Raw genomic sequence first — 17,768 nt, forward strand, 5'->3', positions numbered from 1 at the left:
TCTCTTCAAGGGGAGGATTTTCACCTCCATCCTCTACATAGTTAAAGTTTTGAAGGTTCATTCCTTCGCCATTCCTGACTCATACCCCGGAGGCGATACCCCGGCTCCTAGTCAGAACAGGCCGCACAAGTCCTGTACTTATTTATCTATCTGCCAATGCTTTGTGATTTATTAATAGTAGCAGCGACCCCCTGAGGACCTGACCCCCTCAGTACTCAGTACTACTGTCGAGATGGCATGGCAGGATTGAACTAGAGCAGAGTTACCTGATTCTGGGGGAATCAGTAACATAGCGATATAGTTGTTGATTTAAATGATTCACTAGTTGTCTTTTTATTACCACATTTTATAGTTTTTGTCAATATTATTTTAATAACTGGTATTTGATATAGCGCTATAGTTTTGCGGCTGCCAAGCGATGGAATTCTATTCAGTAGACCTAAAACTGACGAAATAATAAGGGTTTCAGCGGTTGTTTACCTGTTCGTAATCTCCGTTCCCGTAGCGTGACCTACGGTCAACCGCTTTTGGTAAACAACAAAAAATCCCCCACCGGAAGGCAGGAGATTTAAATTAATTACCTACAATTTAAATACCTAAAAAGCTAGTTTCAGCAACCATTAGCCAAATGCACCAGCTGTCGAGGCAATCAAGAATGCGGCGTAGGTAAGTATATAACCAACCGTGAAGTGGGTTAAACCAACCAGACGAGCTTGAACGATGGACAGCGCAACAGGCTTATCCTTCCAGCTAACCAAGTTAGCCAGAGGAGTACGCTCGTGTGCCCAGACCAAAGTTTCGATTAGCTCTTGCCAGTAACCACGCCACGAGATCAGGAACATGAAACCAGTTGCCCAAACTAGGTGTGCCAAGAGGAACATCCAAGCCCAGACAGACAAGTTGTTGGTTCCAAACGGGCTGTAACCATTGATCAACGGAGCAGAGTTAGCCCACAGGTAATCCCGGAACCAGCCCATGAGATAAGTAGAGTTCTCATTGAACTGAGCCACGTTACCTTGCCAGACGCACAGATGCTTCCAGTGCCAGTAGAAGGTCAACCAGCCTAAGGTGTTCAGCATCCAGAACATGGCGAGGTAGAAGGCATCCCAAGCAGAGATGTCGCAAGTACCGCCACGACCAGGACCATCACAAGGGAAGGCATAACCGAAGTCCTTCTTATCGGGCATTAGCTTGGAACCACGGGCATCCAGGGCACCCTTGACTAGAATCAGGGTGGTGGTGTGCAAACCTAAAGCGATCGCATGGTGTACCAAGAAATCGCCAGGACCAATGGTCAGGAACAGGGAGTTAGTTCCACTGTTGATGGCATCCATCCAGCCAGGTAGGTAAGCTGCACCAGCGCCAGAAGCTAAGCTATCGGAATTGGACAGCAGAGTGTCAAAGCCGTATAGCAGTTTACCGTGAGCCGCTTGGATGAACTGAGCAAATACTGGCTCAACCAGGATTTGCTTCTCGGGGGTGCCGAAAGCAACCACGACGTCGTTGTGGACATAGAGTCCTAAGGTGTGGAAACCTAAGAACAGAGTTACCCAGCTCAGGTGAGAAATCAGAGCTTCTTTGTGTTCCAGCATCCGGGCTAACACATTATTCTTATTAGCCTCTGGGTCATAATCCCGCACAAAGAAGATAGCACCATGAGCGAAGGCTCCAACCATCAGGAAACCAGCAATGTACTCATGGTGAGTAAACAGTGCTGCCATGGTGGTGTGATCCTTGGCTATGAACACATAGGACGGCAGCGCATACATATGATGGGCTACCAAANTTGGTGGTGTGATCCTTGGCTATGAACACATAGGACGGCAGCGCATACATATGATGGGCTACCAAGGAACAGACCACAGCCAAACAGGACAGAGCTAACCCTAACTGGAAGTGGAGAGAGTTGTTGATGGTGTCATATAGACCCTTGTGACCCTCACCTAAGAGGCCCCCAAAGGGAGTACCTGCCGGAGGATTGTGGGCACTATGAATCTCCTTGATGCTGTGACCAATACCCCAGTTGGTGCGGTACATATGACCGGCAATGATGAAGATCACTGCGATCGCCAAGTGGTGATGGGCGATATCGGTCAGCCACAAGGACTCAGTCTGGGGATGGAAGCCACCCAAGAAGGTCAGAATCGCTGTCCCTGCACCGTCAGAGGTACCAAAGATGTGTCCAGCGGTATCTGGGTTCTGGGCATAGACTCCCCAATTCCCGGTAAAGAAAGGTCCTAATCCAGCTGCATGGGGTTTGACACTCAGGAAGTTATCCCAGCCAACGTGCTGTCCGCGAGATGCGGGGATAGCCACGTGAATCAAGTGACCTGCCCAAGCTAAGGAGCTAACACCCAACAAACCTGCCAAGTGGTGATTCAGCCTAGATTCTGCATTCTTGAACCAGCTCAAGCTGGGGCGGAATTTAGGCTGTAAGTGCAACCAACCGGCAAACAGTAATAGGGATGACAACAATAACAAGAACATGGCACCACCATGCAGTTGGTTATTGGTTGTCATACCAATGGTGTAAAACCAGTGGTAAACACCGGAATAGGCGATGTTTACCGGGCCAGAAGCACCAGCTTGGGTGAAGGCATCAATTGCCCCTGAGCCAAATTGGGGATCCCAAATCGCGTGGGCGATGGGCTTAACAGTTTCAGGATCTTTAATCCACTCTTCAAAGTTACCTTGCCAGGCGACGTGGAACAGAGTGCCAGAAGTCCACAAGAAAATGATTGCAAGATGGCCGAAGTGAGAAGCAAAAATCTTTTGATATAGATTCTCCTCGGTCATGCCATCATGGCTTTCAAAGTCATGGGCTGTGGCAATCCCGTACCAGATTCGACGTGTTGTCGGATCTTGAGCGAGGTCCTGGCTAAATTTTGGAAATTTTGTTGCCATATGCTTTAAGGAAATTCTCCTCGCTGACCTATGAGACTTATGCAATCATGCTGCTCATTGTTTTTTCTTAATTAACCCCCTGGAACCGAAGTTCCAGGTTGCTTATGGTATCGACAGGCGAGACACAGGTTATGGTATCCCACTCAAGGTTTGGCATCGATTCCTGGTAAGCAGTTATCCCACTGAAAGGATTCGTGCTATGAAGAATGACCAGGTAACGACGATTCCTCCTAGGAGGTAGTGAGCTACCCCCACAGCCCGACCCTGAGTGATGCTCAGAGCACGAGGCTGAATCGATGGGGCTACTTTCAATTTATTATGAGCCCAAACGATGGATTCGATCAGTTCTTGCCAGTACCCACGACCACTAAATAGGAACATCAGGCTAAAGGCAAAGACGAAGTGACCAGCTAGGAACATTATGCCGTATGCCGACAGAGCTGAGCCGTAAGATGTGATTACATTTGAGGCTTGTGCCCACAAAAAGTCCCGTAACCAGCCATTGATGGTGATCGCACTTTGGGCAAAGTTGCCATTGGCAATGTGAGACACACTTCCATCCGGGAATACTGTTCCCCAGACATCAGATTGCATCTTCCAGCTGAAGTGGAAAATAACCACAGAGATGCAGTTATACATCCAGAACAAGCCTAGGAACACATGATCCCAACCGGATACCTGGCAGGTACCGCCACGACCTGGACCATCGCAGGGGAAGCGGAAGCCTAAGTTAGCTTTATCGGGGATCAGACGTGACGAACGGGCAAACAGTACCCCTTTGAGCAGAATTAGTGCAGTGACATGGATGGTGAACGCATGGATATGGTGAACCATAAAGTCCGCAGTACCCAGCTCAATCGGCATCATTGCCACTTTACCGCCTACTTCTACCATGCCTCCGCCAAAGGCATAGCTAACGGTTTCCAAAGCATTGGGAGCAGTTCCTCCCGGCGCTACGTTGTGGATGTTTTGAATCCACTGGGCAAAGATTGGCTGTAGTTGAATCGCCGTATCAGAGAACATATCCTGAGGACGACCCAAAGCCCGCATTGTATCGTTGTGAATGTAAAGACCAAAGGAATGGAAACCTAACCAGATACACACCCAGTTCAGGTGAGAGATAATTGCATCGCGGTGACGGATCACCCGGTCTAGTAGGTTGTTCACATTCTTGGCTGGGTCATAGTCCCGCACCATGAAAATAGCACCATGGGCTGCACCTCCGACAATACAGAAGGCACCAATCCACATATGGTGGGTGAATAGGCACAGCTGAGTACCATAGTCTGTGGCAAGGTACGGATACGGAGGCATCGCGTACATATGATGAGCCACAATTATGGTCAGGGAGCCTAGCATGGCTAGGTTAATCGCTAGCTGGGCATGCCAGGACGTAGTCAGGATTTCATAAAGACCTTTGTGTCCTTCACCAGTGAACGGACCCTTATGAGCCTCTAGAATTTCCTTCATGCTATGGCCAATACCGTAGGAATTACGGTACATGTGGCCAGCAATGATGAACAGGACTGCTAGAGCTAAGTGATGGTGAGCGGTATCTGACAACCACAATCCACCGGTTACTGGATTCAGACCACCATGGAAGGTGAGGAAGTCAGAGTAGACGCCCCAGTTCAGGGTGAAGAACGGGGTTATGCCCTGAGCAAAACTGGGATAAAGATCTGCCATAAAGCTCTGATCGAATAAGAACTCATGGGGCAGTGGAATCTCACTAGGAGCCACCCCAGAATCCAAGAGCTTGTTGATGGGCAAAGACACATGGATCTGGTGACCTGCCCAACCCAGGCAGCCGCAGCCCAGCAGCACGGCTAAGTGGTGGTTCATCATCGACTCCACGCTCTGGAACCATGACAGTTTCGGAGCTTTCTTGTGGTAGTGGAACCAGCCAGCAAATAGCATCAGGGCTGCCATTACCAGACCACCAATAGCTGTTGCGTACAGTTGGGTGCTATTGGTGATACCGGAAGCACGCCACAGCTGGAAGAAACCAGAGGTGATTTGGATGCCGTGGAAGCCCCCACCAACATCGCCATTCAAAATGCCTTGACCAACCACAGGCCAAACCACTTGAGCACTGGGCTTAATAGTAGTCGGATCACTCAGCCATGCCTCGTAGTTGGAAAAACGAGCACCATGGAAGTACATGCCGCTCAACCAAACAAAGACAACGGCTAGGTGACCGAAGTGTGCACTAAAAATTTTGCGAGAAACGTCTTCTAAGTCACTGGTATGACTATCGAAATCATGAGCGTTAGCGTGAAGGTTCCAAATCCAAGTGGTGGTTTTGGGACCTCTCGCTAGGGTTCGATCAAAATGACCTGGCTTACCCCACTTCTCAAAGGAAGTTGGTACCGGGTCTTTATCGACCTCGAGTGGCATGAGGAATCTCCTCTCTAGACAAGGAACGACTAATACCCCTAGGGGAGTTTTATTTTTATGGATAAGAAAGCATTTTTTTAATCACTGCTTTCTAACGGAAGCAAGGACCTGTTCTGAATTTACGTCAAAACGGATACCTCCCTTAGAAGATAATAGGTCTTGCTTCAGGCGCTTTTTGAATTCAGTTAAAAATAGTTAACAATTTTTTGGATAATCGTTAACTATTTTCAATTAGCAGTATCAATAGGTATACCACTGTTTGTGTCTAAGCCGCCATCACAACAAATCAAAAGTAACTATAGGAAAAATCAATGATAATTTCTTCAAAATGTTACAAAACGTAAAGAAATGCTAAATATTTTAAAAAAAAGTCTCCTCAATCTATAAAGAGGACCCTCAAAGGTTAAACGTCTAGGGATATGGTTAATAGAGAAGCGGAATATTTATAAAAAAGCGGAAGACTTGAAACAGGGGTGCGACCCCGGGCAGATCCCCTAACCAAGGGAAGGGGCACCAAGAGGGAAAAAGTGAGAACACACTTGATCATCCTGCCAATAGGCAACCCCAACGCTCATAGACCAACACCATTAGACAAGCAGCAAGACTAGAGGTCAACCTGTAAGTTAAGATTAAAGGCTGGTGATCAAAGGAGATGGCTTGTTGGGTAGGAACAGCCAGATAATCATGGTGAAAAGACTTTTTTTCTTCCTAATCACAACGATTTTAGTTTGGGGTCTGGTGGCCTGTGGAAGCGATCGCATCAAGACATCGAAGCGGTTTGGCATCGATGCCAGCTCCCAAACCAATCAAGTTAATCAGTTATCAGAAGTAGGGCCACCCCTAGCTATTCAAGAACTTAGCCAGAGCCTAGAGGCTTACCAGCCTCAAGTCATCATTGTCAGACCTGGTGATGACATGGTGCTTGAAGATACAACAGTATCAGTGAAATTTCAGGTTCAGGACTTGCCAATTTTCCAAGATCCCGATCTAGGCATAGGTCCTCATCTGAACGTCATCCTGGACAACCAACCTTTCCAAGCCATCTATGACCTAGACCAACCTCTAATCCTAGAGGATTTATCCCCTGGCACCCATACCTTGCGGGCATTTGCCTCTCGCCCCTGGGATGAGAGCTTTAAAAATAAAGGTGCCTATGCCCAGACCACATTTCATATCTTTACTAAAACTGACGACAACAACCCAGATCCAGCCCTGCCACTCCTAACTTACAGCGTTCCAAAAGGAGACTACGGAGCAGAGCCGATTCTACTGGACTTCTATTTGACGAATACGCCCTTGAGTAATACCCCTGTCCAGCTAGTGGATCAAGACAATCTCAATGATGATAGTGTTGATTGGCATATTCGGGTTACTGTGAACGGTAAAAGTTTCCTACTCGAGCGTTGGGAATCGATTTATCTGACAGGGTTTAAAGAGGGCAAAAACTGGGTAGAGTTAGAGTTTCTCGATGAACAGGGCAACCCAGTCAAGAATGTTTTCAACAACACAGTAGAGGTGATTAACTACCAGCCTAATGGTGAAGACACCCTTTCCCAGCTAGTACTGGGTCAACTCTCGGCTGAGGAAGCTGGTGGTATTGTAGACCCCAACTATCAGCCACCGCCAACCCCAATACCTGTACCAGAAGAGACACCAGCTCCGAGTCCATCACTGACTACTTCGCCTACAGTAGAGCCAACACCAATACCGTCGGTTGTTCCTATAGTTGAAGAACCTCTCACCTCTGAACCGACTTCCCTAGAACAAGAAACTACAGAAGAAGACACTACATCACCAGGAGAATTAGCCCCTACTGAAACAGAGCAAATACCAGAACTAGAGGAATCTGTAACACCCAGTGAACTGCCAATAATTCTGGAGGAAGCAACCCCTGAGGTTGAGCCCAACCTACCTGAGCTGGAAACAACCTTGGAAACAGAAGAGCTGGTTCCTGCTAGTGAAACCCCAGCACCAGTTGAGGAAGCAACTACTGCAGCTCAATCAGTAAGCCCTCTACCTGAACCGTCAGAAAAGCCAAAATTAAACATCTGGAGTCGCTTTGGCAGTTTCTTCGGACGTTCCGCTGTCACCTCTAGCCCCTCACCTGAACCGCTAGAGGAACTGGACATTACATCAGAGGAACCTGTGGTAGCTCCGAGGGAATCTGAGTCCACTACTGTTGTTGATGAGATATCGGAAGAAGCGGTAGTAGAGACCGGGGAGTCTGAATCCACTACTGTGGTCGAAGATAGTTCTGAACAACCGGCGGTAGCACCAAGTGAATCTGAGTCCACTACTGTTGTTGATGAGATATTGGAAGAAGCGGTAGTAGAGACCGGGGAGTCTGAGTCCACTAATGTGGTCGAAGAGATACAGGAAGAACCGCCAGTAGAGACCGGGGAGTCTGAGTCCACTAATGTGGTCGAAGAGATATCGGAACAACCGGCAGTAGAGACCGGGGAGTCTGAATCCACTAATGTGGTCGAAGATAGTTCTGAAAAAGCGATAGTGGCTCCCAGTGAATTGGAGCTGAGCTGATGATGATACTCAGCATCTAATCCGGCAGTTTGATCGATCTGAGTGCCGGTAGGTTAATCCCATGGAACCGGTTGATCAGTAACTCAAGGAATGGTGGGAGTGGCCACACTTGAGTGCGATCGCACAGTGATAACAGGCAGTTAGCCCATGGTTCGATCAACTGTTTGAGCATCGGCCAGCAATCCCTAACCCAGTGGGGATTTCTGGCCGATGCTCAATGTGCAGCTGGCGCTGGCTCCCCTGTTCCCTTCCTGCATCAATTTCAATACTGAAATCGATTGTTATGACTTCCTTTATTAAGTTTTTTTTGTACTGGTGCAAGCTCTCAGTATAACTCCCCAAACTTTTACCGATAACGAGCCAACAACGATTCCCTATCTGCTAGTTGAGTTATTAGCTGTCCGGTAAAATTCATCCCACGTCTCAATCCGCAAGGATGAGCGTGGGATGAATTTTACACAGAGTCTTTCGGGGTAGGGAAACGAGCTATCAAGCTTCTAAGCAACTCAGAACAGGTCATTTCCCTGCGATCAGCCTCTTGTTTGAGTTGCTTTTTCTCGAAGTTGGTCAATCTAATCATTAAATTTTTATCTTTCATTTTGCCTTGACACCTGTAAATACGCCTGTTATTATGATGATAGGTCGAGAAACAGGAAATAGCAACAATGATATCAGCATACCAGTACCGACTAAGACTGACCAAGTCACAAGAGGCACAGATAGAAAGATGGCTTGATATGTTGCGCCATCAATATAACTATTTACTTGCTGACAGATTCAACTGGTATGAGCAAAATCGTTGTTCTATTAACTCCTGCCCTTTGGTATGCCACTTACCAGGACTAAGAGACAATCCTGATTATTTTTCTCAAAAAAAGACTTTACCTCAGCTGAAGAAAGATAGACCTTGGTACAGTGAAGTACAGTCCCAGGTTTTACAGGATTGTGTAAAAAGAGTAGATTTAGCCTTTAAGCGGTTTCTCAAAGGTGACAGTAATGGAAAGAAGAGCGGAAGGCCAAGATTCAAAGGAAAGAACAGGTACCGATCCTTTACTTTTCCTTCTCTTTCTAAGACTCCTATAAATGGGAATATCTTGACGCTGCCAAAGTTTGGAAAAGTCAAGATGATTTACCATCGACCTATTCCTGAAGGCTTCAGAATCAAAACAGCCACCATAACCCGAAAAGCTGATGGTTACTACGTTAGTGCGGCTCGTTCCTAATAGGAGCCTCCAGAAAATGGAGAGGTATGATTAGGGGGATTCGCGGGATATAATCCCAAAATCCTAACTGTTGCATGGATGTGGGTGAAGACCCCACCCTTTAGGAGATNATGATCGAATTTAGTGCTAAAGCAGTACAAATTACACAACCTGTGGATACTTGGATTCGTAGGGCTGGAGAGCGTTGCCTAGAATTAGGATTAAATGATATCGGTAGCACCCTTATTAAACATGCTGAACATGAAGCTGGACATCATCTAATGCTGATTGAAGATACAAAACATCTAGTTGATTACTGGAACCAACATTCACCGACAAAACTTAAGGTAGATGAATTGATTAAATCCCAGCCAACTTCTGCTATGGTTAACTATATAGAGCTACATGAAACAACAATTAAGAGCTCAACACCTTTTGCTCAGATTGCGATTGAGCTTGAAATTGAAGGTATGTCAGTAAGTTTTGGAGCTAAATTACTTGAGCACTGTAGGCGAGTTTTACCTATGGAATGTTTAATCGGCACGAGTTTTATTCAAGAGCATGTAGAGCTTGATGTTGGACATACAGCACTAAATAAAAAAATGCTTGGACAAATTCTTGAGTTACATCCAGAATCTGTTAATTGCTTAGTTCAAGCAGGTACTAAAGCGATTGAGTATTACGTAGACTTTTTTACAGAATGTTTAACTACTGCTCAAGAGTTGACTGAACAAATTAGAACTTAAAGGGTTTTATCCATCTTGACAAGATAAGCAGATTGGTATAATACCTGATTTAACCTGACTTTTTCCCGTAAACATTACCTGATTAGCGATTCTGAAGCATCCAAATACCTGATTTTTCCCTATGGTCAGTGTTTGATATACAAGTGACAATGATGGAGTAAGTAATGGCATTGCATCCAAGCTTTGCTTAAATCCCATCTTGGAAAACTTGCCGCAATCAAACCAAAAAAGGAGTAATACCATAATGAAACGTAACACAAAAACTAACAACAAACCAACCCATAAGCTACCTAAAAATGACTGGCAATTAGAGAAAATTCCTGAGAATTTATTAGCAACTATCAGCGGTGGTTTACGGAATTATGCTAGTGTGGAAGAATGTATAATTTGGGAGATTGAGGAGGGCGGAGTACGCTAACAAATCAAGTGCGATCGCCTCCAAAGTAACCTTAAGAATTGCTGATGCGATCGCACTTTTAAAAAACGCAACAATCAAACAAAAAAGGAGTAACTACATAATGAAATGCAACACAAAAACTAACAACAAATCAAATTATCAGTTATCCAAGAATGAGTTGCCAGTAGAGAAAATTTATGAGCATTTATTAGCCAATATTAATGGTAGTGGTTCTATTGTGAGCAAAATTGATGTAGTCTTGATGAAACTTGAAGGTATGGAGCGATGATTAAGAATTCAAAATCCCCTCACACCAATCAAGACTGAACACAGCTTGATAAATAGGGTTATAAACTTTGAGTTTTCCCTGCTCTTGCTTCACTAAACCAGTTAATAGTAAATCCTGATGTTCATTACTAGCATCAGCAATAACCTCTCCTTGCTCCAAGAGCTGCTGATATAGTTGCAATAACTGTGTTGACTCAGACGAGCTTTTCAACAAGCGATCGCTGATAGTTTTGAAATGTTGTGGATCGTCATTAAATTCCCAATTATCGATAATGGTTTCTTGGATAAAATTATCAACCCATTGAGTTTCTTGACCGGCAACAATAGTATCTTGGTAAGCCACAATTAAATTACAAATTTTCTGGGTCAAGAAGGGTTGCCCTCCAGTCCAAAACAGCACTTGTTTGATAATTGCTTGAGGATTACTAAATTGCTCAGCTAATCCTTGAATTAATGGTTTGACTTCATGAAGTTTAAAACTCTCTAAGGCGATAGCCCGACCAATATTAAAAGGTGTACAATTTTTATCTTGAACCAAACTAGAAGGACTAGCAACTCCTAATAACACAAAAGATAGACGTTGATCTTCTGGATTATCGCTGCGGAGGTTGTAACAAGCACGAATCGCAGCAAAGAATTCATCTAGATTAAACTTCAAGCCCAAAGTTCTATCGATTTCGTCAATAAAAATGACGATTTTTCCTCTAATTGTTCGCAGTAATATTTGTTTGATAAATTCCGAAAATTTTTGTACAGGAGATAATAAATATAAACTGCGCCACCAGCTACGAAACTTAAATTGACTGCCTAATTTAAAACTACTAACCAAGTTATAAATTACCCCGGCATACCACTGTTCCATAGTAACATTACTGCCAATACTGGTTAAATCAATGGCTGCGCAAACAGTTCCTTCTATTTGCAACTTATTCATAATCCTAACCCGTAAACTAGATTTACCCATTTGGCGAGAATTTAGTACGTAACAATAATGCCCTTGTTTTAAACTTTGATATAAGTCAATATCTGCTTGTCTAACAACATAAGTGGGAGAATTAATAGTTAAGCAACCCCCCACTTGATATGCAAAAACGTTTTCTTGTTCTTGTTGACGGAGTAAAGCGTTTTCAATGGAAATAGCTGCTTGGGAAGAAATTAATTTTAAGACTTCTAACCTATCAGCAGTAAAGACATTTACAGCTAAATTATTTTCCAGATAAAGAATAGCAATAATTCTGCCTTGATTCAAAATTGGTAAACAGAGAACCGATTTAATTTGGTTGCTAGCAATATAGTGATCAGGCATAAATAAGCTAGCATCACTAGCATTATTCAAAACTAGATTTTCTTGAGTTCGATAAACATAGTTAATAACCGTCTGCGACAAATCATGACAATCTTCTAATCTATCAGCCTGTAAGGTAATAATTGATTCGGTTGTTCCAGACGCTTGAATAATCAAATTATCTGATTGAACTAAAATCAAAAAACCTTTTTCTGCCCCGGCATTCTCTAAAACAAACTTAATTAGTGTTTCGAGCAGTTGGCTAAAATCGGTGATTTGGGAAAGAGCCTGGGAAGTTTTGATGAGGGTAGCTAAATCGAGAGTTTCCGATTGAGTTTCTGAGGAAGTGGTAGTAGTGGGATTGGGATTTGATGGTTCTACAATTGTGGCGAGTAATTCTGGATACTTATCATCCAAATGTTTGACCTTAGCCTTTGCTCCCCACTGGAGGTAACAATAACGAGCTTGTTTCAGATAGACAGAGGCGACTAACTCATTTTCCCTGCCTAAATAAAACTTTGCTGCCAATTCATAAGCTAAGGCTTCTTCGTGAATAAATTCATTTTCATGGGCTAATTTTATCGCACGGTCATATAAGTTTATGGCTTCAGAATGATTTCCAAGAACTCGGTATTTCTCAGCTTGGACAAGCAGATATTTATGTTGATAATTCATGGGGGCATAATGTGCCCATTGTTGTTGCAGTTTTGTTTGGTTTTTTTCAACTCGCTCCCATAACTCTGATGTTTCGGCTGATGAAGAACTTAAAATGGCTAGAGTGGTCAAAGAATCATAAAAATAAAATGCTGGTTCAACTACTGTTCCCACACCAGCGCTTAAATATCGCCCGACCTCAATTGCATGATTTTGAGCTGATTCAATTTCCTCAAACAAGTAGCATAGCATCAGCTTATATCCATAGAATATAAATAACATAGAAGAGTCATTAGCTGAAATTATTTCAGGCAAAAATTCTGATTCTTTGAGAGCTTCGCCAGATAAAATAGTTGGATTTTCCGTGACTCCCAGCAAGTTGAGAATCGGTTGGCAAGAAATTTGACAGTGATTTACTGTGTTTAATTGATTAAACTGCTCTAATTTAATACAGTAGCTACGAGTCTCCTGCTCTAAACTAGTAAGAGGCTGACCACACCAAAAAGAATTAAGACAAAAACTGCTGGCGTTATATCCCAACACTTCTAGGCTTCCCACTTCTAGGGCAGTTCTATACCCTTCTTGCAAGAGTGGTAACGTTTTCTTCAGGTGAGATTTCTGATGTGCAATAATAGTAGCTATAGTAACGATTACTTCTGATTTAGCAGCTTTTGCATCCAGTTTAGAAACAAGCTGGAGTCCCAAAAGAGCAAATTTTTCTCCTTTACTCACATCTTGTAAAAAAGTAGAAACAACTGTTCCATAGGAAGCATAAGCAAAGATTGAAGCTGAGATATTACCATATTGAATGGATAACTTGACTATTAAAGCGTTCACTAATGGAAACAAAAGAGAACCTACGTTGTGAGTAGCTGGTATGATGCTGTTGGCAATCTGGACAATGGCGATTTTTTCAGGATCTGTCATGATTGGCAGGTTAACCAAGTCTTCAATTTCCCTATCACCAATCAATTTGCTAATCTCGGAAGTTGCTTGTTGAACATCATCTTGTGTAGGTTGTTCAGGAAATATGATACCGAACTGTTGTAATATTTCTTGGGCAATAGCAATAGATTCAGTCAGTTGATTTTGAGAGACTTTGGTTTGAATTATAGTACGATAAACATCAACCCGATCCCATAAAGATTCTGCTTGTTCTAGAACCGTTTCAATAAACTGTTCCATCACTTCAAAATTACCGCATAGTGAAGCTAATTCAGCCCCTAAGTTATGGAATTCAATGCTAATTTCATATTGTCGTTGCCAAGCATTTTCTCCCAGCCAAGACAGTCCAATGTGGGCATATTCTAAACCTGATTCATAAGCAGCAGCACTCCTAGCTTTGCGACAAGCGATGAGATTAAGTTGGGCGCATTCATCCCTTTCCGATTGGTTAGTAATTAACTCCCTAGCTTTATTAAATTGATTAACCAGGTCAAAAATGCTCTCTTCTTGTTCTGCTTCAGTCGTGTTTTGTAGTAATAATTTACCTATTTGTAAATGCTTGGCCGATTTATCTGCTTCGGCGATTAAAGAATAAGCTGCTTGTTGAATTCTGTCATGGACAAATTTATAGGCAACTTGTTTGGTTACTTGAGAATAATCTTCCTTAATCACATCTAACTCGATGGATTTATATTGCTCGCTTAGGGGCAAGATTAATCCTTGGGAGATTGCCTCATGCAAAGACAAGGCTACTTCTTGGGGTGATGTTTCCGCAACAATTGCCAAAGTTGCAATATCAAACTTATTGCCAATACAAGAGCTTAGTTTTAGTGTTTCTTGAGTTAGATCGGGCAGTTTTTTGATTTTTTGCGCCATTAGTTCCACAACATTGTCAGTGATTTGTTGTGCTTTAATTTGTGTTAAATCCCATTGCCAAGTAAAAAATATTGAATCAAATACTAATAATATATCATCATATAGTGATTTAAAAAATTCCCGCAAAAAGAAGGGATTACCATTAGTTTTTAGTTGTAACAACTCCGCTAAGGGTTTAACGGTTTCTTTGGTACTGTGAAGAGTATCGGCTACTAATTGATTAATATCTGCTAAATCTAAAGATTTCAGGACTATTTCATTAACAATATTGCTGGCCTCTTTAATACTTTTAATAGTTAAAATTAAAGGATGAACTGCACTAACTTCGTTATCTCGATAAGCTCCAATTAATAATAAACTATTAACATCTGGAGTATTGACCAGCAGTTCCATTAATTTGAGACTAGCCAAATCTGCCCACTGTAAATCATCGAGAAACAAGACTAAAGGATGTTCTGGTTGAGTAAAAACTTGAATAAAGTTTTGAAAAACTAAATTAAAGCGATTTTGTGCTTCTTGTCCTGCTAAATCTGGGATAGCTGGCTGTTTACCAATAATTAGTTCCAACTCCGGAATCACATCCACAATTACTTGACCATTAACTCCTAAAGCTGCTTCAAGTTTATCTCGCCATTGTTTTAGTTGTGCTTCGCTTTCAGTCAATAGTTGCTTGATGAGTTCTTTTAAGGATTGAATTACTGCGTAATAAGGAATATTGCGTTGATATTGGTCAAATTTTCCCGAAACAAAATAACCTTTTTTTTCGGTAATTGGTTTATAAACTTCTTTGACTAGCGCTGATTTTCCTATTCCCGAATAACCGGATACTAAAAATAATTCTGTTTTCGTTGTTTGTGATGATGAAGAAATTCGATTAAATGAAGCGATTAAATTCTCAATTTCTTTTTCTCTACCATATAGTTTTTGGGGAATTTGAAATTGGTGAGCCATGTCTTGAGTAGCTAAAGGAAAACTTTCAATTCCCCCTGTGCTTTCTAATTGCTGTAAACACTCTTCTAAATCTGCTTTGATTCCCCAAGCACTTTGATATCTTTCCTCTGCTGTTTTCGCCATCAACTTCATCACAATATCTGAAATCATCTGTGGTAAGGGCGAATCATGATTTTCCACTACAATGTTATTGGGTGGTAAAGTTTGTTTGGCGAGGTGACAATAAATTAACTCTAGTGAATCTTTAGTTTCAAAAGGAAGTTTTCCAGTGAGTAATTCGTATAAACTAACTCCCAAAGAATAAAAATCGCTGCGGTAATCTACACAACGATTCATTCTGCCTGTTTGCTCTGGGGAGATATAAGCCAGAGTTCCTTCTAATAACTCAGGATTTTTTAGAGTTGGGTTTTCTTGACTTAAGCGGGTAGAAATGCCAAAATCAATGATTTTTAATTGCTTTGTATCAGGATTGTAAACAATATTTGCCGGATTTATATCTTTGTGAATAATCTTAGCATTATGTAGATTTCCCAAAGCATCACAAATTGCGATCGCTATTTGTAAAAATTCTTTAAGAGTGAATTGATTTTCTTGATAAAGTCTTTTCAGGGATTTGGCTCCAAAATCCTCGAAAATAATTACCAAAGTGTTTTGGTACGCTTCTAAGTCCAAAGCCTTGATTACACCTACTAAATCAAGATTATGGGTTATTTGATATTCCTGTTTATAGCGAGTTAGTTGGGTGGGGGTGGGATAATCTTGTCGTAGAACCTTAATAACTATCGGTAGATTGTCCGATTCTCGAGATCCCCGATAAACTAAGGAATTTGTACTTTGATGGATTTGTGTTGATATTTGGTAACCAGGGAGAGAAATCATGAAGGTGATCAGTTACAAGCTGGATTGATTTTAGCTAAATCTATGTAACATCAGATTTTAATATGCGGGCCAGGGTAAGCGCAAGCATAACGAACTCATAATATTTTGTAAATCATCCAAATAAAAATTGCTATATATAGCGTTTATCATACCTATGAGGTACACTCTTGATTGGCGCTTATTGCCTTAAGACCTACTTACTTCTGCCTTCTGCCTTCTGCCTTAAAAAGATCAGCAATGTCGCTCATGACTCTGAGAATTGCTATATTCCAAACCTGATTTAACCTGACTTTTTACTATAAATTCTTCTCCGCCAGATTTTTATCAGGTGTTGAAATACCTGATTTTTTCCCGTGGTCATGATTTTTATGGACACGTAAAAATACGAATATGCGATTGAATCGCACACAAACAAAACCTAAAAAATCTAAGGAGAAAAAAATGGCTAAGATCACAGGCAATAATGCCAATAACTTTTTGATGGGAACCCAGTCCGCCGATTTCATCCTGAGTTTTGGAGGAAACGACACTATCCTAGGTCAAGGAGGAAACGATATCATCACTGGTGGATCCGGAAACGACAAGCTGCTTGGTGATGTTGGTGATGATACCATCCTTGGCGGTGGAAACAACGACAGTCTGTTTGGTGGCCAAGGCAATGATAAATTGTTTGGCGGTACCGGAAACGATATTTTGGATGGCTTTGGTATCAACATTACTAGTGATCAGGTCGATGAAGCCACTGGTGGGAATGGAGCAGATGTCTTTGTTTTAGGCAAAGCAGGGTTTGGAGCTTACTATGGGGGAAGCGGTGTCCAATACATGAATATTAAGGATTTCAATCGCTTAGAGGGTGACAAGATCCAAATTTCAGGGGGGATCGGCGAATATACGCTGAATACAAACTTCCCAAATGGAACCGGCATTCTGAAAAACAATAATCTGATTGCGGTTGTCAATGATGTGACCGATCTGACTGCGGCAGACTTTATCTCAGTCTAAGCACTAATTTTGTGAGTGTTTGGGCTGGATAGGAAGATCACAGCTCTATAGAGGGTAGATTGCCTAAGGGAAACCATACCTGCTATCTACTCTTGGCGCGATCATATCTCGGAAAAATCACAAAAGTTAACCTCAAAAAAGAAGCGATTCAATGATGAAAGGTAACCCAAATTTTTCCGACCAATTAATCACTTATCAAGGTAACCAAAAATGCCACAACAAATTATCTATGCACTTCAGTTCTCTGGGCAAGCTATCCCCCAGAACGATCAAGGAACAGTTCTCAAAGCTACAACCCACGCACCCAGTTCCAGCATCACATCTGTCGTTAAGCAAGGTGTTGATGCACAGATCCAGACTGTGGAAGGAGGTGTTGCACAATTCTCTTCCACAGTGGAGTTTCTAACTGACAACACTTTCACAGAGAGTGGAACGATTACCTTCGGTCAGGGAAATAGCCTCAGATTTGGAACAGTGGGTCAGGGAGCTATTGGCCCTAGCCCAGAGGAAGGGGTGAGTCATGGAGTCGTGAGTTGGCGTCTTATCAAGGGAACTGGTGTGTTTGAAAACGCTAGGGGCTTTATTACTTCTAACTTTACCGTCGGTGCAGAGGGAGAAGTTACTGACAACCAGTTTGGTGTCATCTACTTGATGTGACCCTAAACCCTTGATGAACTAAACAATCAAATTCAATTTGGAGAACA

10 protein-coding genes and 2 pseudogenes are annotated in these 17,768 nt (G+C 42.5%); 8 read left to right on the forward strand and 4 right to left on the reverse strand.

Going from position 1 to position 17,768, the window contains the following annotated elements; genetic code table 11:
- Positions 1-620: 620 nt before the first annotated feature.
- Together F6J99_RS08100 and psaA are read right to left on the reverse strand one after the other, a co-directional pair.
- Positions 621-2,904: pseudogene (locus F6J99_RS08100) on the reverse strand (photosystem I P700 chlorophyll a apoprotein A2).
- Positions 2,905-3,078: 174 nt separating this feature from the next.
- On the reverse strand, positions 3,079-5,301 hold the full coding sequence (gene psaA, locus F6J99_RS08105) for a photosystem I core protein PsaA (protein ID WP_293112486.1): 2,223 nt from the start codon (positions 5,299-5,301) through the stop codon (positions 3,079-3,081).
- Positions 5,302-5,985: 684 nt separating this feature from the next.
- On the opposite strand from psaA, the gene F6J99_RS08110 reads away from it, so the two are divergent.
- Positions 5,986-7,839 (forward strand): hypothetical protein, encoded by a 1,854-nt coding sequence (locus F6J99_RS08110; protein ID WP_293112487.1) that lies wholly within the window; start codon positions 5,986-5,988, stop codon positions 7,837-7,839.
- A 113-nt stretch (positions 7,840-7,952) separates the two neighbouring features.
- Positions 7,953-8,111: a hypothetical protein gene (locus F6J99_RS08115; RefSeq protein WP_293112488.1), complete on the forward strand. Its 159-nt coding sequence runs from the start codon at positions 7,953-7,955 to the stop codon at positions 8,109-8,111.
- 182 nt (positions 8,112-8,293) lie between these two features.
- Here F6J99_RS08115 and F6J99_RS08120 read toward each other — a convergent pair whose 3' ends face one another.
- Positions 8,294-8,437 carry a CopG family transcriptional regulator gene (locus tag F6J99_RS08120; RefSeq protein WP_293112489.1) on the reverse strand — a complete coding sequence of 48 codons (144 nt, stop codon included), beginning with the start codon at positions 8,435-8,437 and terminating at the stop codon, positions 8,294-8,296.
- A gap of 67 nt (positions 8,438-8,504) precedes the next feature.
- Here F6J99_RS08120 and F6J99_RS08125 point away from each other — a divergent pair.
- The 4 genes and pseudogenes from F6J99_RS08125 to F6J99_RS08140 all read left to right on the forward strand — a co-directional run.
- Positions 8,505-9,047 (forward strand): annotated as a pseudogene (locus F6J99_RS08125) (transposase); the annotation flags it as partial.
- Between the two features lie 125 nt (positions 9,048-9,172).
- Positions 9,173-9,787, forward strand: coding sequence for a hypothetical protein (locus F6J99_RS08130; protein ID WP_293112490.1), 615 nt, complete (start codon positions 9,173-9,175; stop codon positions 9,785-9,787).
- A 244-nt stretch (positions 9,788-10,031) separates the two neighbouring features.
- Positions 10,032-10,205 carry a hypothetical protein gene (locus F6J99_RS08135; RefSeq protein ID WP_293112491.1) on the forward strand — a complete coding sequence of 58 codons (174 nt, stop codon included), beginning with the start codon at positions 10,032-10,034 and terminating at the stop codon, positions 10,203-10,205.
- The gene (locus F6J99_RS08140) at positions 10,183-10,473 is read left to right on the forward strand and encodes a hypothetical protein (RefSeq protein ID WP_293112492.1); all 291 of its coding nucleotides are present in this window, start codon (positions 10,183-10,185) and stop codon (positions 10,471-10,473) included. The genes F6J99_RS08135 and F6J99_RS08140 overlap by 23 nt, the downstream gene beginning before the upstream one ends.
- On the opposite strand, the gene F6J99_RS08145 is transcribed toward F6J99_RS08140, so the two are convergent.
- Positions 10,474-16,062: an AAA family ATPase gene (locus tag F6J99_RS08145; protein ID WP_293112493.1), complete on the reverse strand. Its 5,589-nt coding sequence runs from the start codon at positions 16,060-16,062 to the stop codon at positions 10,474-10,476.
- A gap of 441 nt (positions 16,063-16,503) precedes the next feature.
- Here F6J99_RS08145 and F6J99_RS08150 point away from each other — a divergent pair, with 441 nt between their 5' ends.
- Positions 16,504-17,064 (forward strand): calcium-binding protein, encoded by a 561-nt coding sequence (locus F6J99_RS08150; RefSeq protein WP_293112494.1) that lies wholly within the window; start codon positions 16,504-16,506, stop codon positions 17,062-17,064.
- A 210-nt stretch (positions 17,065-17,274) separates the two neighbouring features.
- Positions 17,275-17,721 carry a hypothetical protein gene (locus tag F6J99_RS08155; RefSeq protein WP_293112495.1) on the forward strand — a complete coding sequence of 149 codons (447 nt, stop codon included), beginning with the start codon at positions 17,275-17,277 and terminating at the stop codon, positions 17,719-17,721.
- Positions 17,722-17,768 lie beyond the last annotated feature (47 nt).

It is taken from the genome of Moorena sp. SIO4G3 (genome assembly GCF_010692305.1).
GTDB classification, from domain to species: Bacteria; Cyanobacteriota; Cyanobacteriia; order Cyanobacteriales; family Coleofasciculaceae; genus Moorena; species Moorena producens_A.